Origin of the sequence: Microbacterium sp. 20-116 (assembly GCF_041079415.1) — a bacterium.
Classification (GTDB): Bacteria; Actinomycetota; Actinomycetes; order Actinomycetales; family Microbacteriaceae; genus Microbacterium.
In genome coordinates, this window is sequence record NZ_JBFYGP010000001.1 from 465005 (window position 1) to 481875 (window position 16871).

Sequence of the window (16871 nt, forward strand, 5' to 3'; positions counted from 1 at the left end):
TGTGGGGCCGTGACGTCGGGGCGACAGGATTTGAACCTGCGGCCTCCCGCTCCCAAAGCGGGCGCTCTACCAAGCTGAGCTACGCCCCGGGGCGGCGCGCGGCACGCGCCGACGAAACGACCGCTGAAAGTCTAGTCGATCCCCTTGGCTACGCCGATTTCACCGGCCCCCTTGCCATCCAGGACGCCTGGATGTCTCGTCGCGCGTTCGCGAGGAGCGTCGAGGTGTCGTAGAGTTGGAGTCGTCCGACTTCACGGTTCCTCGAAAGATCCGCGAAAATTCGGGGCTGTAGCTTAGTGGTAAAGCCTCTGTCTTCCAAACAGATGATGCGAGTTCGATTCTCGTCAGCCCCTCCACATTCCGCGAGCGAGCGATTCGTCGTTGCGATTTTCTCCTCACGCGCTCAGCGCAGCCTGAAACGATTCCGGCAGCACGACGTTCGCGCCCGCACCGGCGAAGAAGGCCGCCACCTGTTGCGGACGATAGCCGGCGATCCCGCATCCGACCTCGGTCACGAGAAAACGCAGTTCGGAATGCGTCCGCGCGAACGCCAAGAAAAGCCGGGCCTGCTCTTCCAGAACGCCGAGCCCCGACATCGTGTCGATGCCGTAGGACCGGCCTTGGAGGCCCTCACTCTGCCCCCACGCCGCGCCGAAGCGGTCCAGGGCGAAGCGCGCTGCTCCGCCCCCGTGAGCGCCCGCGGCGTTCGAGCCGAAGACGAAGATCTCGTTCGGTTCCAGAGACGTGATCTGCATTCGGCGAGACTACGCCGACCGCGCGCCGCGAGACAGCTCAGCTGACCGATATCGCCGGGGTGTCGGCATCCGGAATCGGTGTCGCCAACGCGTGGCGGGCGGTATGGGCGAGGTACGTCTGCGCATTGCGCAGGATGCCGTCGCGTTCCTCGTCGGTCAGGGCGCGACGCACCTTGCCGGGGACGCCCGCGACCAGTGAGCCCGCGGGGATGACGGCGCCCTCCAGCACCACCGCTCCCCCGGCGACGAGGCATCCGGGTCCGATCTCGGCCCCCGACAGCACGACACTGCCCATCCCGATCAGCGAGCCGTCGCCGATGGTGCAGCCGTGCACGACGGCGTTGTGCCCCACCGAGACATCGGCCCCGATGGTGACCGGCCGTCCGCGGTCGACGTGAACAGACACGTTGTCCTGCAGGTTGCTGCGGGGTCCGACCGTGATCGACGCACTATCGCCGCGCACGACGGCGTTGTACCAGACGCTTGCCCCCTCCTGCAGTGTCACGGCCCCGATGATGCGCGCACCGGATGCCACGAAAGCCGTGTCGTGAAGGCTCGGAGCAGCGTCGGGAAGGGCCAGGACAGCGGCATCGGAGGCGATCGGCATGGGCCGAGGCTAACGCGTCTGAGGCTCGGCGCGGACGAACGGTGTGGCGGCCCGCCGAGGGGTCGGGTTCGACACGAACCCGCTGGGCGCGACACGCGAGAGCGAGCAATCCCTGCGCCAGCGATTCCCGGCGGTCGGTGCTCGGGCGTGCTGCGCGCCCGCCGGCAGCGAGGCGGACGCGTCTTGGGCGAATCGATAGCGGGTGCGGCACCCCTCGCGGGCAGTGCTGAAAGTAGGTGAGGTTTGCCTATTCACCGGGTATTTAGCCGAGCCTCATCTTGCTTGCGGAATGCTCTCACGTGAGTAGCGTTGCATCCATCGAGACTTCGAACGTCGCCTAAGGAGCAAAAAAAATGAGCACCGTTCAGACCCCCGCCGCCACCACCGTCGACCCCACGATGGCCGCCGGCACCGCCCAGTTCCTCTCCCCCGTCGTGATCGGCCTCGAGGCCCTCGTCGTCAACGGCAAGCAGGCCCACTGGCACGTCCGCGGCTCCAACTTCATCGGCGTTCACGAGCTGCTCGACTCGGTGGTCGCTCACGCGCAGGACTGGGCCGACCTGGCCGCCGAGCGCATCGTCGCCCTGGGTCTTCCCATCGACTCGCGCCTGTCGACGGTCGCCGCCAAGGCCAAGGCCACCGAGGTTCCCGCCGGCTTCGCGCAGTCCGACGTGGTCATCCGCGCGGTCATCGCCGACATCGACGCCGTGCTCGTCGACATCGAGACCGCCATCGAGGGTCTCGACGAGATCGACATGTCGAGCCAGGACGTCGCGATCGAGATCAAGCGCGGTCTCGACAAGGACCGCTGGTTCCTCTTCGCGCACCTCGCCGCGTAAGACGTCTCTGCGAAGGGGGCGGTGCTTCGGCATCGCCCCCTTCGTCGTTTCCGGACGCGGGAGCCGCCGAAAGCCGGCTCCTGTCGGCGAACGCGCGAAGGCGACGGGAAGCCCCCGCGCGGAAGAGTTCAGACGCCGTGCGTCACGCGTCCGGCCAGGAGCGTCGTGCGAACCGGCATCGACCGAAGGCCCCGCTCGTCGGCCGTGAGCGGATCCGCGCCGACGATGACCACGTCGGCGACCGCGCCGGGTGAAATCTCCGCCGCGGCCGTCGACCCCCCGGCGGTGGATGCCGCGATGGCGGTGTCGATGTCCACCCGCTGGTGCGGCTGCCACGCGTCCCGACCATCGCGCGTGCGGAAGACCGCAGATGCCATGGCTGCCCAGGGATCGAGGTGCGCGACCGGCGCGTCGGAGCCGAAGCGCAGGTTGGCGCCGCTGTCGGCGAGGGCGCGGAGCGGGTAGGGCTGGGCGGATTGCTCGGCCCAGATGGCATCCGTCATGTCCCGATCGTCCAGCGCGTGTTCGGGCTGCACGCTCGCGGCGACTCCCAGACGGGCGAAGCGCGGAATGTCGGCGTGCGCGACGAGCTGGGCGTGCTCGATCGTGCCGACCGCGCCGGTGCGGGCGTAGGCGTCGAGGGCGTGGGCGTTGGCGAGATCACCGATCGCGTGGATCGCGCACTCCAGCCCCGCGGCCGTCGCGCGCGTCATCATCTCGACGAGCTCGTCCGGCGGAACCGTGAGCAGGCCGTGATTGCCGACCTCGCCCGGATAGTGGTGAGTGCAAGCGGCGGTTCGGGTCCCCAGCGAGCCGTCGGTGATGGCCTTGAGCGGTCCGACGCGAACGAGGCCGTTCGTCGACCCGCGGACGGGGTCGCCGGTGCGCAGTCCTTCGGCGATGGCGCGGTCGAGGTCCTGCGGATACGTTCCGTACGACACCCTCAGCGCGTCGAACCCGCGTGCGGAACGTCGCTGCCACGGCTCGTCGTTCCAGGTCATGTCGAGGTCGACGAGGCCGACGACGCCCCGCGCCGCCGCCGCGTGCGCCATTCGCTCGACGGCCGCGTCCGCCACTTCGGGGGCGACGGCGTTGAGCCGCCGCGAGATCTCGAACGCGTCCTCTTCGACGACGACCCCGGATGCCACGAGCTCGAAGCCCTCGCGGCGGAAGGCCGCCGTGTTCATCCACACGCTGTGCACGTCGGCGTTGATCAGATAGGTGGGGACGCCGCCGGTCGTGGCATCCAGCACGTCGAGGCTCGGCGAATCAGGCCAGAGGCCGTCGCGGAAGCCCGTGCCGATACGGCGCCCGTCGGTCTCGGGGGCGAGGGCCATGATCGCGGCGGCGTCGCGCGCGTTCGCCACCTCGCCGAGGGCGACGCGGTCGACGGCGAGAGCCCATTGCAACACGTGCACGTGGTGGTCCCACAGCCCTGGGAGGAGCCACCCGCCCTCGCCGTCGACGACGAAGCCGGTGGGACGCAGGTTTCCCGTGGGGGCGATGTCGGCGATACGCCCATCGGCGACGACGATGTCGACCGGTTCGGTGGTGGGGAGGAACTCCCGCCCCGGGCCGGCCACCCGCACCGCACGGACGAACCCCGCCTCCTCGCCGATCACGGACGGACCCGGGCGTCGGCGGCGCGCCGCATCTCGTCGGCGAGCTCGTGGCGCCCCTCGGCGGTCAGACCGTCGATGATCGTCTCGACGACCTCGACCGTGCGGTTCTGGCTGAGCTTGCGCTTGGCCGTCACGTGCGTCGGAGAGAGGCGGAACCCCACCGTGCCCCGCTCGAGGCGCTCGACGAACGTGACGTCGTTCGGCAGCGTGTAGAGGCCGCGGGCGTCGTCTCCGTGACCTTCGAATCGGTCGACCAGTCTGTCGAGGACGCGCAGGTTCTCCTCGGGAGAAAGAAGTTCCGGGATGCCACGGAGATGGGCCGAGACGAAGTTCCACGTGGGCACGGCCGCCACCTCGCCGTACCAGCGCGGTGTGATGTAGCCGTGCGGGCCCTGAACCACGACGAGCAGTTCACGAGCACCGAGACCCAGGATCGCGTCGTCGGGCTTGCCGACGTGCCCCACGATCGTGAGGTCGTCGCGGTCTTCGTCGAGCATGACGGCGTAGTGCGAGGCGACGAGGCCCTCCTCGCCCTGGCTGACGAGAGTGACCCACGGGTTGAGATCGATGAGACGGCGGATCTCACCGACGTCGGTCATCGCGAAGCTCGGGTTTTGACGCACCGGATCAGCCTAGAACGCGGGGAGCCGGCCGTACGACAGGCTCAACGACTCGGACGCCCACGCGGCTACGCCTGGCAGTTCGGGCACCAGTAGAGCTTGCGCCCCGCGGCCTCCTCCATCAGCACCGTCGTCCCGCACACCCGGCAGGGCAGCCCCGCCCGGTGGTACACCCAGTGCCGGTCGTCGCGGTGGGCCATCGCGCGACGGTAGGCCTCGGGGTCGAGGTCGTCCATCGTCATCATCTGACCGGTCTCGACGCCGATCGGCAGAAGCCGGGCCCAATCGCGCCACAGCCCTCGGACGACCTCCTCCGGCACGTCGCGACCGGGGGTGTGCGGGTTCTGCCGTGCGCGGAAGAGCAACTCGGCGCGGTAGACGTTGCCGATCCCGCTGACGACGGACTGATCCATGAGCAGCAGGCCGATGGCCGTGGGCTTCTTGCGCACGGTCGCCGTGAACTGCTCCTCGCCCTCGGCGAGGTCGTCGACGAGCGGATCGGGCCCGAGCTTGGCGATCGTCGCCGCCACCTCGTCGGGCGTCTGCAGCGCGCACGCGGTCGGTCCGCGCAGGTCGGCGCAGGTCGTCTCGGTCAGCAGACGCAGCCGCACCGCGCCGACGACGGGCGGCGGCCACTCCGTCTGCTCTTCGAGCCCGGTCGTCTGCTCCGACATGCGCACGCGAGTACGCCGCGGGGCCCCGATCGAGCTCAGCGAGTTCTCGCCCGCCGCATCCAAGATGGGCTCGTCGTCGAGCACGGTGCCGCGCTGATTCGTGTGGCCCATCCGGCCGTTGGCCGAGGCGATCGTGGCGTCGACGACCACCTCACCCGAGAAGTCCCACGCGCCGTACATGCCGAGATGGACGCGCAACCACACGTCGCCGTCGAACCGGAGGAACATCTGCTTCGCCACGGCGCGGACCTCGAGCGCCTCTCGACCGTCGATCACCGCAGCACCCTCGACGAAACGCCCCTGAGGACTGGACGCCGCGACGGTCCGGCCCACGATGTTGCGCTCGAACTGACGCGCGATGCGGTGGACGGAATGCCCTTCGGGCATCAGCCTGCCTCGGGGTCGAACGAGTCGCTGGCGTCGGTCATCGTGTTCGGCTTCTCGCCGGCGCGAGGGTCGGGCAACAGCACCCCGTCCTGCTCGTAGGCGGCGAGCTGGCCGATACGGCGCGCGTGGCGCTCTTCGCCCGAGAAGGGGGTGGCGATGAAACGGTCGATGAACGACGCGGCCTCGTCGAAGGTGTGCTGACGCGCACCGATCGAGATGACGTTGGCGTCGTTGTGCTCGCGGGCGAGCTCTGCCGTGGAGATGTTCCACACGAGCGCGGCGCGCACTCCGAGCACCTTGTTCGCGGCGATCTGCTCGCCGTTGCCCGAACCGCCGAACACGACCCCGAGGGCGTCGACGCCCGCGGCCTGGTCGCGGACGACCGCCTGACCTGCGCGGATGCAGAACGAGGGGTAGTCGTCGAGAGCGTCGTACTCGATCGGACCGTGGTCGATGACCTCGTGGCCCTGCTCGGCGAGGTGGTGCTGGATCTGGGTGGAGAACTCGAGACCGGCGTGATCGGTGCCGATGTGGATACGCATGCGGCAAGTCTATTGAGAGGGTCCGACATCGCGGGCGGACATGACGACGCCGCCCGCTCCTCGAAAGGAACGGGCGGCGTCGAGGATGATCAGGGGCGCAGCCCCGCGGCGACGGGCTTGAAGCCGGCACGGATGTTCTCGCAGCATCCGGGGCGGCAGACGTCGTACCAGGGACCGAGGTCGGTGAGGTGCGGTCGCTCGGACTTCGGCGTGCCCTTCAGCCGCTCCTCCACGAGGTCGACCAAGCCCGAGACGTACGCCGGGTCGATGCCCGGAGTCGGCGTGCGCACCGCGCGGATACCGGCCTCTTCGGCCGCCTCCATGGCCTCGGTGTCGAGGTCCCAGAGCACCTCCATGTGGTCGCTGACGAAGCCGAGCGGCACGATCACCACGGCCTCGGCGCCGCGCCCGGGCAGCTCCGCGATGACGTCGTTGACGTCGGGCTCGAGCCAGGGCTGCGTGGGCGGGCCCGAGCGCGACTGGTAGACGAGCTCCCACTCGACGTCGGCGACGGCGGCGGCCACCTCGGCCATGACGAACGCGGCGACGGCCTTGTGCTGCGCCTCATAGGCCCCGCCCTCGCCGAAGTCGACGTCACGGGGGCCCGAACGCTGCGCGTCGGCGGTGGGGATGGAGTGCGTCGAGAACAGCACACGGATCTTCTCGGGCGCGATTCCGTCGGCGACGTACGCCGAAACGGCATCCGTCACTCCACGCACGAACGTGGTGACGAAGCCGGGGTGGTCGAAGAACTGGCGGACCTTGTCGATGGTCACCGTCTCGCCGAGGCCGGTCGCCTCGAGAACGCGCGCGTAGTCCTCGCGGTACTGGCGGCAGCTCGAGAACGAGCTGTAGGCGCTCGTCGCGATGGCCAGCAGAGTCGTGTCTCCGGCCTCGGCTGCCTCTGTCACGGCCTCTTCGAGATACGGCTCCCAGTTGCGGTTGCCCCAGTAGACCGGAAGACCCAGGCCTCGTTCGGAGATCTCGGCTTCGAGCGCGGCCTTCAGCTCGCGGTTGTGCTGGTTGATCGGGCTCACGCCGCCGAAGTGCCGGTAGTGGTGTGCCACCTCTTCGAGGCGCTCGTCGGGGATGCCGCGCCCGCGCGTGACGTTGCGCAGGAACGGGATGACGTCGTCTTGGCCCTCGGGCCCGCCGAAGCCGGCGAGGAGGATGCCGTCGTATGCCACCGGCGTCTCGACCCACTTGGGTCCGGACGCTGCGGCGGACGACGCGTAAAGGACGGTGTCAGGGCTGGTGTCCGTGTCGGTCGTGCTCACGATCACATCTTCCCACCTGGCTGACGAGCGCGAGGCGAGATATCTCGCTACTAGGCTTATACGGTTGTCAGCGACGTCAACCGCGTCACCCGCGACAATTCCACCCAGACCCCCGGGAGTACGCCAGTGCCAGGAGAGAACCTCACCCGCATCGAAGCGCAGGAGCGCCGCGCGATCGTCGACACGCACTCCTACGATGTGCAGCTCGACCTCACCCGCGGTGAAGAGGTGTTCTCCTCCCGCACCGTCGTGTCCTTCGCCGCTACCGAGGGGTCGTCGACCTTCATCGACCTCGTCGCGCGCAAGGTGCATTCGGTGACGCTCAACGGCCGTTCGCTCGACCCCGCCACGGTGTTCGCCGATTCTCGCATCGCGCTCGACGACCTCGCCGCGCAGAACGAACTCGTCGTCGAGGCCGACTGCGAGTACACCAACACCGGTGAGGGCCTGCACCGCTTCGTCGACCCCGTCGACGGCGAGGTGTATCTGTACTCGCAGTTCGAGGTGCCCGATTCGCGCCGTATGTACACGGTGTTCGAGCAGCCCGACCTCAAGGCCGAGTTCACCTTCTCGGTCACCGCCCCCGCGCGTTGGAAGGTCGTCTCGAACTCGCCGACCCCCGACCCGGTCCCCGTGTCCGACGACACCGCCCGCTGGGACTTCCCCGCGACCCCGCGCATCTCCTCGTACATCACCGCCCTCGTCGCCGGCCCCTATGAGGCCACCTACAGCGAGCTCACCAGCGCCGACGGCCGCGTCATCCCGCTCGGCGTGTTCGCCCGCAAGAGCCTGTGGCAGTACCTGGATGCCGACTACGTCTTCGAGAAGACCCGTCAGGGATTCGCCTACTTCGAGGACAAGTTCGGCTTCCCCTACCCCTTCGCGAAGTACGACCAGCTCTTCGTGCCCGAGTTCAATGCCGGCGCGATGGAGAACGCGGGCGCGGTGACCTTCACCGAGACCTACGTCTTCCGCAGCAAGGTGACCGACGCCGTCAAGGAGCGCCGCGTCGTCACGATCCTGCATGAGCTCGCGCACATGTGGTTCGGCGACCTGGTCACCATGAAGTGGTGGAACGACCTCTGGCTGAACGAGTCGTTCGCCGAGTGGGCGTCCACCATCGCCACCGCCGAGGCCACCGAGTGGGAGGCCGCATGGACGACCTTCAACGCGATGGAGAAGACCTGGGCCTACCGTCAGGACCAGCTGCCCTCGACCCACCCGGTCGTCGCCGAGATCAACGACCTCGAAGACGTGCAGGTGAACTTCGACGGCATCACGTACGCCAAGGGCGGTTCGGTGCTCAAGCAGCTCGCCGCGTGGGTGGGCATCGAGCAGTTCTTCGCCGGTGTCGCCGCGTACTTCCAGAAGCACCAGTGGTCCAACACCGAGGTCGGCGACCTGCTCGTCGAGCTCGAGGCCACCAGCGGTCGCGACCTGGGCGACTGGTCGAAGAAGTGGCTCGAGACGGCGGGCGTCAACACCCTCGCCCCGCTCATCGAAGAGGGCCCCGACGGCACGATCACGCGTTTCGCCATCGTGCAGACCGCCCCGGCGGACTACCCGACGATTCGTCCGCACCGCCTCGGAGTCGGTTTCTACTCGCTGAACGACGCGGGGGCGCTCGAGCGCGTGCACCGGGTCGAGATCGACGTCGACGGGGACCGTACCGAGGTCGCGGAGCTGCGCGGCATCCGTCGCCCCGATCTCGTGCTGCTCAACGATGACGACCTCGCCTACGCGAAGATCCGCCTCGACGAGCGTTCGCTGGCCACGGCCATCGCGCACCTGAAGGACATCTCCGACCCCCTCGCACGCTCGCTCGTCTGGGGCGCGGCGTGGGATCAGACCCGGGATGCCGAGTCCTCCGCGACCGACTACCTCGACCTCGTCCTGCAGAACATCGGCTCCGAGACCGAGTCGACCACCGTGCGCACGACCCTCGGTCAGCTGCAGCTCGCCGCCAACTCCTACGTCGCCCCGACGACCCGCGAGGCCGCGCGCGAGCGCGTCGCCGACGGGCTCTGGGCACTCGCGCAGGCGGCGGAGGCCGGCAGCGACAGCCAGCTGCAGTTCGTCACCGCCTTCGCCTCGGCCGCCACCACCCCGGCGCACGCCGAGACGGTGCGGGCCCTGCGCGAGGGCGACAGGACGCTCGAGGGCCTCGAGATCGACACCGACCTGTCGTGGCAGCTGTTGGTGTCGCTCGCCTCCGCGGGTGCCGCAACCGCCGCTGACATCGACGAAGCCCGCGCCGCCGACAACACCGCCAAGGGCGGTGAGTTTGCGGCCATGGCCAAGGCGTCGCTGCCCTCGCACGCGGCGAAGCAGGAGGCCTGGGACTCGCTCATCGAGCGCACCGACGCCCCCAACACGATCGTTCGCTCTACGGCTGCCGGCTTCACGAACCCGGCGACGGTCGATGTGCTCGCCGATTTCGTCGAGCCGTACTTCGCGATGCTGCTGCCCATCTGGGAGTCGCGCAGCTACCAGATCGCGAACTACCTGATCGTGGGGCTGTACCCGGCCGCGCTGGCGAACACGGCTCTGCGTGACGCGACGCGCGCATGGCTGTCGCAGAACGCCGACGCCGCGCCCGCGCTGCGTCGCCTCGTCGGTGAGAACCTCGCCGGTGTCGAGCGCGCGCTGGCCGTGCAGGAGCGCGACGCAGCCTGAGCGTCCGCCCCGATCGAATGCCCTCTCCCTCCGGGGAGGGGGCATTCGTCGTTCTCGGGATCATCCTCGCGACGGCGCGAGTCATCCTTTCGAGGGACGCGGTGGCTGAGGCGTGCTTCATAGCGTGGAGGCATGATCGTTGCAGAGAACCTCACCAAGCGATACGGCGACAAGACCGCCGTCGACGGCATCTCGTTCACGGTGGCCCCGGGCCGGGTGACCGGCTTCCTCGGACCGAACGGTGCGGGTAAGTCGACGACGATGCGCATGATCGTGGGGCTCGACCGCCCCACCGCGGGACGCGTCACCGTGGGCGGCCAGGACTACCGTCAGCTGCGCTCCCCCCTCACCGAGGTCGGCGTGCTGCTGGATGCGAAGGCCGTCCACACCGGCCGATCGGCGCGCAACCACCTTCGCGCGATGGCCGCCACGCACGGCATCGGTGCGCAGCGCGTCGACGAGGTCATCGAGCTCACCGGTATCGGCACCGTCGCCGGAAAGCGCGCAGGCGGATTCTCGCTCGGCATGGGCCAGCGGCTCGGGATCGCAGCGGCCCTGCTCGGCGACCCGCACACGCTCATCCTCGACGAGCCGGTCAACGGCCTCGACCCCGAGGGAGTGCGCTGGGTGCGCCAGTTCGTGCGGCACCTCGCCGCCGAGGGTCGCACGGTGCTGCTGTCGAGCCACCTGATGAGCGAGATGTCGCAGACCGCGGATCACGTGATCGTCCTCGGTCGCGGCCGCGTGCTCGCCGACGCGCCCCTGCCCGAACTCGTGCGCACCTGGACCACGACCACACTGCTCGTGCGCTCTCCTCGCCTGGGCGAGCTCGTCACCGCCCTCGAGATCCCGGATGCCACCATCTCGGCCGTCGAACCGGGCGCGGCCCAGATCACCGGGATCACCCCCGAGACCGTCGGCGACATCGCCGCAGCCCACGGCATCCCCCTCTACGAGCTCAGCCCGCGCGTCGGATCTCTCGAAGACGCCTACCTCGCCCTCACCGACGACTCCGTCGAGTACAAGACCAAGGAGATCGCATGACCGCTCTCGCCGCCGCTCCCCGCCGGGCCACCCACACCACCGGACACCGTCTGAGCTTCGCCCACCTCCTCCGGAGCGAGGCGATCAAGATCCTCACCCTGCGCTCGACGTGGTGGTCGCTCGGGGTCACGGCCGCCTTGTCCGTCGGCATCTCGCTCTTGATCGCCCTGGCCACCAGCGGCATGGGTGGGAGCATGGCGCCAACCAACGTCATCCTGGCGCCCACCCAGTTCACGATGCTCGTCGCCGGCATCCTGGGCGCGATCGTGGTGACCGGGGAGTACTCCACCGGGATGATCCGGTCGACGCTCACCGCCCAGCCGCGCCGGGGCGCCGTGCTGCTGGCGAAGGCGATCGTCGTGGCTCTCACCATGATGGGGACCACGGTGGTCATCTACGCCGTCGCGATCGCGGCCACCGCTCCCCTGTCGGGCACCAGCATCGATTGGGCGCGCCCGGCCGATTCCCTCGTCCCACTGGCCCTCGGCGTGCTGTCGATGGCCTGCTTCACCCTCATGGGCGTCGGATTCGGATTCCTGCTGCGTAGCGGCGCCGGCGCGATCGCCGTGACCGTGGGGGTGCTCTTCGTCCTGCCGATCATGCTCAGCCTGTTCTCGATCGCCGGTCCGGACTGGATGTGGGTCGTCGAGGCCGGCAAGTACCTCCCGGTCAGCGCGGCGGGCTCCCTCACGCAGCCCGGTGCCCAAGACCTCCTCGAGCCCGCCCTCACGATGGCCGGCTGGGTCGTGGGCCCGCTGCTGCTGGGGTGGGTCGCCCTGCGCTCGCGCGACGCCTGAGCGTCGTCCACACGGATGCCTCGACGCTCAGCCGGCGCCGAGGCATCCGTCGTTAGGCTGAAGCCGATGTTCGTTCTCGCCGAAAACCCCGAACCGACCCCGTCGCCCTCGATCACGTCGCCGAGCGATCTCGCCAACCCGGACACGTGGGGCTGGATCGGCGGCCAGCTGCTGAGCTTCGGCGGCACGCTGCTGCAGATCCTCGGGATCATCGTGGGTGTGGCCGTGGGTGCCTGGCTGCTTCGCCTGATCATTCGGCGCGTGGTCGATCGCATCGTCAACGGGGCCAAGAGCAAGGCGCGTGTGGACGACACGCAAGCCCTCGATCGCTCTCCGCTCAACGCGGTGCGCCTCGTGCAGCGCACGCGCACGCTCGGCACGATCCTGCAGAACATCGTGAACGTCATCCTCGTGATCGTCGCCCTCGTCTGGATCGCCAGCATCGTCGCTCCGAACGCCCTCGCCTCGCTGACCCTGCTCACCGCGGCGATCGGCGCCGGTCTCGGCTTCGGCGCGCAGAACATCGTCAAAGACGTCCTCAACGGGATCTTCATCGTCGCCGAAGACCAAATCGGCATCGGCGACGTCGTCGATCTCGGACTCGCGACGGGCATCGTCGAGTTCGTCAGCGTCCGCATCACCCACGTCCGCGACGTCAACGGCACGCTCTGGTACGTCCGCAACGGCGAGATCACCCGCATCGGCAACATGTCGCAGGGCTGGTCCCGCGTCATCATCGACCTCGCCGTGCCCGTGGACGCCGATATCGACGACGTCGAGAAGGCCATGCTCACCGCGGCGAAGACGATGGCGAAAGAGACGAAGTGGCGCTCGCGCATCATCGAGCAGCCCGAGATCTGGGGCCTCGAATCCATCAGCGGCGATGCCCTCGTCATCCGGCTCGTGATGAAGACACGCTCGAGCGCGAAGGACGACGTGGCCCGAGAGCTGCGCGCGCGTCTGAAGAAGGCGATCGACGCGATGGGCATCGCCCTCCCGCAGCTGAACTCGATCGTTCTGACAGGCGCCGAGGGCGCACAGAGCGTGCGCGGCGCACACCCGCCCAAGACCAAGGAGACCCAGGTCACCGTCGGCGCGAGCCGGCCCATCTGGCGGCCCCGCCGCAGCAAGCTGGACGTGTCCGAGATCGTGGAGGATCATGCGGCGGACACTTCGACATCCAAGGTGAAGAAGAAGACCGTCCGCGACGACACGCCCACCGCCGTAGTGGACCTGCCTCCCGCCCCCGGAGCCGACACGCCCAAGCCCACGCCCCCGGCCGTGCGCGCCGACGACAAGGACCAGACATGACCGAGCCTGTGAACTTCTACGACCAGGTCGGGGGCATGGACACCTTCCGTCGATTGGTCGATGCGTTCTACCGCGGGGTCGCCTCGGACGAGGTACTGAAGCCGATGTACCCCGAGGAGGACCTCGGCCCTGCAGCCGAGCGGCTGACCCTGTTCCTCGCGCAGTACTGGGGTGGCCCGACCACCTACGGTGAGACGCGCGGGCACCCGCGCCTGCGGATGCGCCATATGCCCTTCCACGTCGACCCCGACGCCCGCGACCGGTGGCTGCGGCACATGCGCACGGCCGTCGACGAGATCGCCCTGCCGCCCGCGTTCGAAGCACCCCTGTGGGACTACCTCGAACGGGCGGCCTACGCGATGGTCAACACCTTCGAGTCACGCGGTATCGGCCCGCAGCAAGGCGGGCGACCCGATACCGGGCTCCCGGTCCGCGCGATCGACTGATCACCGCCCGAGGAAGTCTCCGAATCCGGGGATGTCGAGGTTGGACAGCCCCTCACCGAAGCCGCTGATCTGCTCACCCGCTCCCGAGACGGCGTCCTGTGCGCCTCCCGCCCACTCGCCGATCCCCGTGCCCTCCGCGAGCGAGGTGAGATCGACTCCGGATGCCATGGCCTCCAGGTCGACGCCCTCCGCGAGTCCCGTGAAGTCGACGCCCAGCTGCCCGGCCTGAGCCAGCAGCGGGCCGGCGACGGCGCTGACGACCGCGCCGCCGGCCACTGCGGCCAGCAGTCCCCCGGCCCCCACGATGCCGGCACCGACGAGGCCTCCGCGCCCGGCCTTGGCCAACAGCCCCGACATGCGTCCGGGCCGCGCGGCCTCCGCCCGAGCAGCGGTGCGCGCGAGATCATCGGCGGCGTCGGTGCGGGGACGCTCGTGCGGAGCCAGATCGGCATCCATCCGCTCCTTCACCAGCGCGCGTTGGGCCGGGGTGAGGCGGGCGAAGGCCTCACGGTGCATCTGCTCCACCCGATCGGGCTCGGCCGTGCGCACGAGGTAGTCGTAACGGGCGATTGCCGCGCGGTCCTCGGTCGACAGCGTGGATGACGTACGAGAAGAGGCCGGCGGGGCGTAACGGCCCTGCGACGCGGGCGGGGCATAGCCGTTCGGCGCCGCCGCGTGCGGGGGATTCGTGCGGCGATCGCCCGTGACCGCGTCAGCCGCCGAGCGCACCATGTCGCGCCAGTCCTTGCCGCCGGCGGCGCCCGGCGTGCGCTGCGACGACGAGGCCTTGCCCGCAGCCTTGGAAGCGAGATCGAACAGACGGGAGAACGAGATCATGGAGGAACCTCTCGACGGGCGGCACGCGGCCGCGACGTCAAGGTCTCCTCCGCCCTTACGGACCGACGTACCCGGAATCCAACCGTGGACTCGTGATGACGGATACGCCGCGACGGGAGTACTCCCCTTGCTGTTCTTCAGCGTAATGACGCCAGCTGTGCGCTTGCTGGATCAGCTGCCCGTCGCGCGGACGGCGGTGAGTCCGGAACGCACCGGCCCGCGCACCAGCACGTGGCCACGCGCGAGGCTCACGCGCGTCCAGGCGCCGCTGCGACGCACGGGGGCTTCTTCGGACCCGGCGATGAAACCCAGGGCGAAAGCCGCGAAGGCCGTACCCAGCGGCAGTCCGCCGAGAGCGTCGTCGGGCTGACCCCACACCTGAGCCCGCACGAGCCGCACGACGTCTTCACCCGCGTCGGCGGGGAGCGCGTCGGCGACGGCGGCGACGCCGTACTGGGCTCGGGATGCCAGAACGGCCGCGTCGACGGCATCCGTCTGTTCCCACCCTCCGCGAGGGGGCGAGATGCCGGCCCAGGCGGGAGACGTCGCGGTCTCGGGCAGCACGACGGCGGAGGCGTCGTCGGGAGCGGGAAGCAGGGCCGAGGCGTCGACGACCACGTCGCATTCGAGCTCGGGGTCGATGGCCGACACGCGAAGGCCCAGGACCGTCGGGGTCGCATCGAGCAGCCCCCGCGGGGCGAGCGGTGCGGCCGTCGCGACGAGTACTCCCCCGTCGGCGCGCAGTCGCACGGTGCCGTCACCGAGGCGGATCGTTCGGGCGGCGAAAGTGAGCAGGTCGGCTGCCGCCTGCGGGTCGGGGAACAACAGGCGCGCGGACACCCGCCCTAAACTATCAAGCGGTGCGGGTTCATCGCGCCGGAACGGGAGTCAGTGTGTCCGAGGCCGTCGATCCCGTGGCGTCGCTGCTCGCCGTGCTCGACCTGCGCGACGCGGGAGCGCGCACGACCGAAGACATCTTCACGGGGGTGTCGCAGCCCATGCCGACCGGGCGCGTCTATGGCGGACAAGTTCTCGCACAGACGGTCGTGGCCGCCTCGCGAACCCTCCCGCCCGAGCGATCCGTGCACTCGATGCACGGCTACTTCCTTCGCCCCGGGGATCCGACGGACGGGATCACCTTCTCTGTCGATCGCATCCACGACGGTCGTTCCTTCTCGACCCGGCGGACCCAGGCGTTCCAGTCGGGTGTGCCCATCTTCTCGATGATCGCGTCGTTCCAGGACGAGGACCCGGGTCTCGAGCACTTCGAGCCGATGCCCGGCGGCATCCCGCAGCCCGAGGACGCCCCCGTCCTCGACGTCGACGCCCTGCACCCGGTCAGCCGACGGATCTTCTCAGAGAGCCCTGTCGATGTCCGGCACGTGACCTCGCCGCTGTATGCGTCTGCGGACGGTCCGCAGGTTCCGCGACAGGCGGTGTGGATGAAGCTGCGTCGGGCGATCACCGACGACCCGGCCGTTCACCGCGCCGCTCTCGCGTACCTGAGCGACCTCACGATCCAGGAGTCGATCATGCGCGCGCACGGCGTGGCGTGGAACGCCCCCGGGCTCAAGGTCGCGAGCCTGGACCACGCGATGTGGTGGCACCGCCCCGGCCGTGTCGACGACTGGTTGCTGTACGTGCAGGAGTCCCCCAACGCCCGCGGTGGCCGCGGTCTCGCGACGGGCAGGATCTACACGCGTGACGGCGCCCTGTTGGCCAGTGTCGCGCAAGAGGTCATGGTGCGCGTTCCGCGAGACTGATCCCGGATGCCGGAACCCCGGCGACTGCGTTCGCGAGGCGAGGCTCGAGGCCGGCGGTGCGTCGCACCCGCCGAGAACCGGGAGATCGCCGATGGAGAACAGCGGGCGAGCTCGAAGCTCTGGGGCGATGTCGGCGTCAGCCGCGTGAGGAACGGCGGCGGTACTCGATCGGGTCTCCGGTGTACGGCGCCCAGGCCGCACGCTCCGCCTCGGTCCAGCGGGTCGGCCGACCGGTCGCCGTGTCGACGAGCACCGTCACAGCGGTGGCCCGGGCGTAGAGAACGCGCTCGGCGTCTCCGACGGGGCTGTAGACCTCGTAGCAGATGTCGGCGCTGGAGCCGCCCATCGCACCGATCCACATCCGCACGTCGAGGGGACGCTGGCTGTAGGGCACGGGACGCAGATACTCGATCTCTTGACGCGCGATCAGCGTGGCCCGGTCGCCGCCGCTCTCGAGCACGTCCATGTCGAACACCGCCGTCGGCAGGGGCTCGCCTTCGCCGTCGCTGAACCAGAAGGCGCGCAGGCGCGCCTCTTCGAGCAGCTTCAGCATCGAGGTGTTGTTGACATGCCCGAGCGCATCGAGATCGCCCCACCGGAGGTGGATCGGCACGTGCACCCGCGAGGGCCCGGCAGCGGCCGGACCCTCGTCGGGAGTGCTCATGGCGGAATCG

17 protein-coding genes and 2 tRNA genes are annotated in these 16871 nt (G+C 69.4%); 8 read left to right on the forward strand and 11 right to left on the reverse strand.

Annotation, left to right across the window (positions count from 1 at the left end):
* Positions 1–15 precede the first annotated feature (15 nt).
* Positions 16–89: transfer RNA gene (locus AB6V29_RS02240), tRNA-Pro, on the reverse strand.
* 193 nt (positions 90–282) lie between these two features.
* Here AB6V29_RS02240 and AB6V29_RS02245 point away from each other — a divergent pair.
* Positions 283–356, forward strand: a tRNA-Gly gene (locus AB6V29_RS02245).
* Between the two features lie 39 nt (positions 357–395).
* Here AB6V29_RS02245 and AB6V29_RS02250 read toward each other — a convergent pair.
* Together AB6V29_RS02250 and AB6V29_RS02255 are read right to left on the reverse strand one after the other, a co-directional pair.
* Positions 396–755, reverse strand: coding sequence for a hypothetical protein (locus AB6V29_RS02250; RefSeq protein ID WP_369356794.1), 360 nt, complete (start codon positions 753–755; stop codon positions 396–398).
* Positions 756–792: 37 nt separating this feature from the next.
* Entirely contained in the window at positions 793–1362 is a 570-nt protein-coding gene (locus AB6V29_RS02255; protein WP_369356796.1) for a gamma carbonic anhydrase family protein, read from the reverse strand.
* Between the two features lie 353 nt (positions 1363–1715).
* On the opposite strand from AB6V29_RS02255, the gene AB6V29_RS02260 reads away from it, so the two are divergent.
* A complete protein-coding gene (locus tag AB6V29_RS02260) occupies positions 1716–2201 on the forward strand; it encodes a Dps family protein (protein WP_210074780.1) in 486 nt (161 codons plus the stop codon).
* A gap of 128 nt (positions 2202–2329) precedes the next feature.
* Here the strand turns inward: AB6V29_RS02260 and AB6V29_RS02265 are convergent, their stop codons facing one another.
* The 5 genes from AB6V29_RS02265 to AB6V29_RS02285 all read right to left on the reverse strand — a co-directional run bounded on the left by AB6V29_RS02265 (position 2330) and on the right by AB6V29_RS02285 (position 7323).
* On the reverse strand, positions 2330–3823 hold the full coding sequence (locus AB6V29_RS02265) for an amidohydrolase (protein ID WP_369356798.1): 1494 nt from the start codon (positions 3821–3823) through the stop codon (positions 2330–2332).
* A complete protein-coding gene (locus AB6V29_RS02270) occupies positions 3820–4446 on the reverse strand; it encodes an FMN-binding negative transcriptional regulator (protein WP_369356801.1) in 627 nt (208 codons plus the stop codon). The genes AB6V29_RS02265 and AB6V29_RS02270 overlap by 4 nt, the downstream gene beginning before the upstream one ends.
* Positions 4447–4511: 65 nt before the next feature.
* Complete coding sequence (locus AB6V29_RS02275) at positions 4512–5504, reverse strand: Fpg/Nei family DNA glycosylase (RefSeq protein ID WP_267787148.1); 993 nt, start codon at positions 5502–5504, stop codon at positions 4512–4514.
* A complete protein-coding gene (locus tag AB6V29_RS02280; protein WP_369356803.1) occupies positions 5504–6046 on the reverse strand; it encodes a ribose-5-phosphate isomerase in 543 nt (180 codons plus the stop codon). Before AB6V29_RS02280 ends, AB6V29_RS02275 begins: the two co-directional genes overlap by 1 nt.
* An 89-nt stretch (positions 6047–6135) precedes the next feature.
* Positions 6136–7323 (reverse strand): ferrochelatase, encoded by a 1188-nt coding sequence (locus AB6V29_RS02285; protein WP_369356805.1) that lies wholly within the window; start codon positions 7321–7323, stop codon positions 6136–6138.
* A 126-nt stretch (positions 7324–7449) separates the two neighbouring features.
* Here AB6V29_RS02285 and pepN point away from each other — a divergent pair, with 126 nt between their 5' ends.
* From pepN to AB6V29_RS02310, 5 genes are all read left to right on the forward strand, one after another.
* Positions 7450–9999 (forward strand): aminopeptidase N, encoded by a 2550-nt coding sequence (gene pepN / locus AB6V29_RS02290; RefSeq protein ID WP_369356807.1) that lies wholly within the window; start codon positions 7450–7452, stop codon positions 9997–9999.
* 132 nt (positions 10000–10131) lie between these two features.
* The gene (locus AB6V29_RS02295; protein WP_267787146.1) at positions 10132–11043 is read left to right on the forward strand and encodes an ABC transporter ATP-binding protein; all 912 of its coding nucleotides are present in this window, start codon (positions 10132–10134) and stop codon (positions 11041–11043) included.
* Positions 11040–11840 carry an ABC transporter permease subunit gene (locus AB6V29_RS02300; RefSeq protein ID WP_267787145.1) on the forward strand — a complete coding sequence of 267 codons (801 nt, stop codon included), beginning with the start codon at positions 11040–11042 and terminating at the stop codon, positions 11838–11840. The genes AB6V29_RS02295 and AB6V29_RS02300 overlap by 4 nt, the downstream gene beginning before the upstream one ends.
* Positions 11841–11906: 66 nt before the next feature.
* The gene (locus AB6V29_RS02305; protein ID WP_267787144.1) at positions 11907–13151 is read left to right on the forward strand and encodes a mechanosensitive ion channel family protein; all 1245 of its coding nucleotides are present in this window, start codon (positions 11907–11909) and stop codon (positions 13149–13151) included.
* Positions 13148–13597, forward strand: a complete 450-nt coding sequence (locus tag AB6V29_RS02310; protein WP_267787143.1) for a globin — start codon at positions 13148–13150, stop codon at positions 13595–13597. Before AB6V29_RS02305 ends, AB6V29_RS02310 begins: the two co-directional genes overlap by 4 nt.
* Here AB6V29_RS02310 and AB6V29_RS02315 read toward each other — a convergent pair whose 3' ends face one another.
* Entirely contained in the window at positions 13598–14434 is an 837-nt protein-coding gene (locus AB6V29_RS02315; protein ID WP_369356811.1) for a cation-transporting ATPase, read from the reverse strand.
* A 171-nt stretch (positions 14435–14605) separates the two neighbouring features.
* Positions 14606–15274 (reverse strand): hypothetical protein, encoded by a 669-nt coding sequence (locus AB6V29_RS02320; protein ID WP_210074759.1) that lies wholly within the window; start codon positions 15272–15274, stop codon positions 14606–14608.
* A 53-nt stretch (positions 15275–15327) separates the two neighbouring features.
* Between AB6V29_RS02320 and AB6V29_RS02325 the strand changes: the two genes are divergently transcribed.
* Positions 15328–16197: an acyl-CoA thioesterase gene (locus AB6V29_RS02325; RefSeq protein WP_369356813.1), complete on the forward strand. Its 870-nt coding sequence runs from the start codon at positions 15328–15330 to the stop codon at positions 16195–16197.
* A gap of 136 nt (positions 16198–16333) precedes the next feature.
* Here AB6V29_RS02325 and AB6V29_RS02330 read toward each other — a convergent pair whose 3' ends face one another.
* Positions 16334–16861, reverse strand: coding sequence for a thioesterase family protein (locus AB6V29_RS02330; protein WP_267787140.1), 528 nt, complete (start codon positions 16859–16861; stop codon positions 16334–16336).
* Positions 16862–16871 lie beyond the last annotated feature (10 nt).

Bases quoted from the DNA above. Each gene is read 5' to 3' on its own strand.
- AB6V29_RS02250 (WP_369356794.1), bottom strand. From the start codon at position 755: ATGCAGATCACGTCTCTGGAACCGAACGAGATCTTCGTCTTCGGCTCG.
- AB6V29_RS02295 (WP_267787146.1), top strand. From the start codon at position 10,132: ATGATCGTTGCAGAGAACCTCACCAAGCGATACGGCGACAAGACCGCC.
- AB6V29_RS02275 (WP_267787148.1), bottom strand. From the start codon at position 5,504: ATGCCCGAAGGGCATTCCGTCCACCGCATCGCGCGTCAGTTCGAGCGC.
- AB6V29_RS02330 (WP_267787140.1), bottom strand. From the start codon at position 16,861: ATGAGCACTCCCGACGAGGGTCCGGCCGCTGCCGGGCCCTCGCGGGTG.
- AB6V29_RS02300 (WP_267787145.1), top strand. From the start codon at position 11,040: ATGACCGCTCTCGCCGCCGCTCCCCGCCGGGCCACCCACACCACCGGA.
- AB6V29_RS02255 (WP_369356796.1), bottom strand. From the start codon at position 1,362: ATGCCGATCGCCTCCGATGCCGCTGTCCTGGCCCTTCCCGACGCTGCT.
- AB6V29_RS02310 (WP_267787143.1), top strand. From the start codon at position 13,148: ATGACCGAGCCTGTGAACTTCTACGACCAGGTCGGGGGCATGGACACC.
- AB6V29_RS02305 (WP_267787144.1), top strand. From the start codon at position 11,907: ATGTTCGTTCTCGCCGAAAACCCCGAACCGACCCCGTCGCCCTCGATC.
- AB6V29_RS02260 (WP_210074780.1), top strand. From the start codon at position 1,716: ATGAGCACCGTTCAGACCCCCGCCGCCACCACCGTCGACCCCACGATG.
- AB6V29_RS02315 (WP_369356811.1), bottom strand. From the start codon at position 14,434: ATGATCTCGTTCTCCCGTCTGTTCGATCTCGCTTCCAAGGCTGCGGGC.
- AB6V29_RS02280 (WP_369356803.1), bottom strand. From the start codon at position 6,046: ATGCGTATCCACATCGGCACCGATCACGCCGGTCTCGAGTTCTCCACC.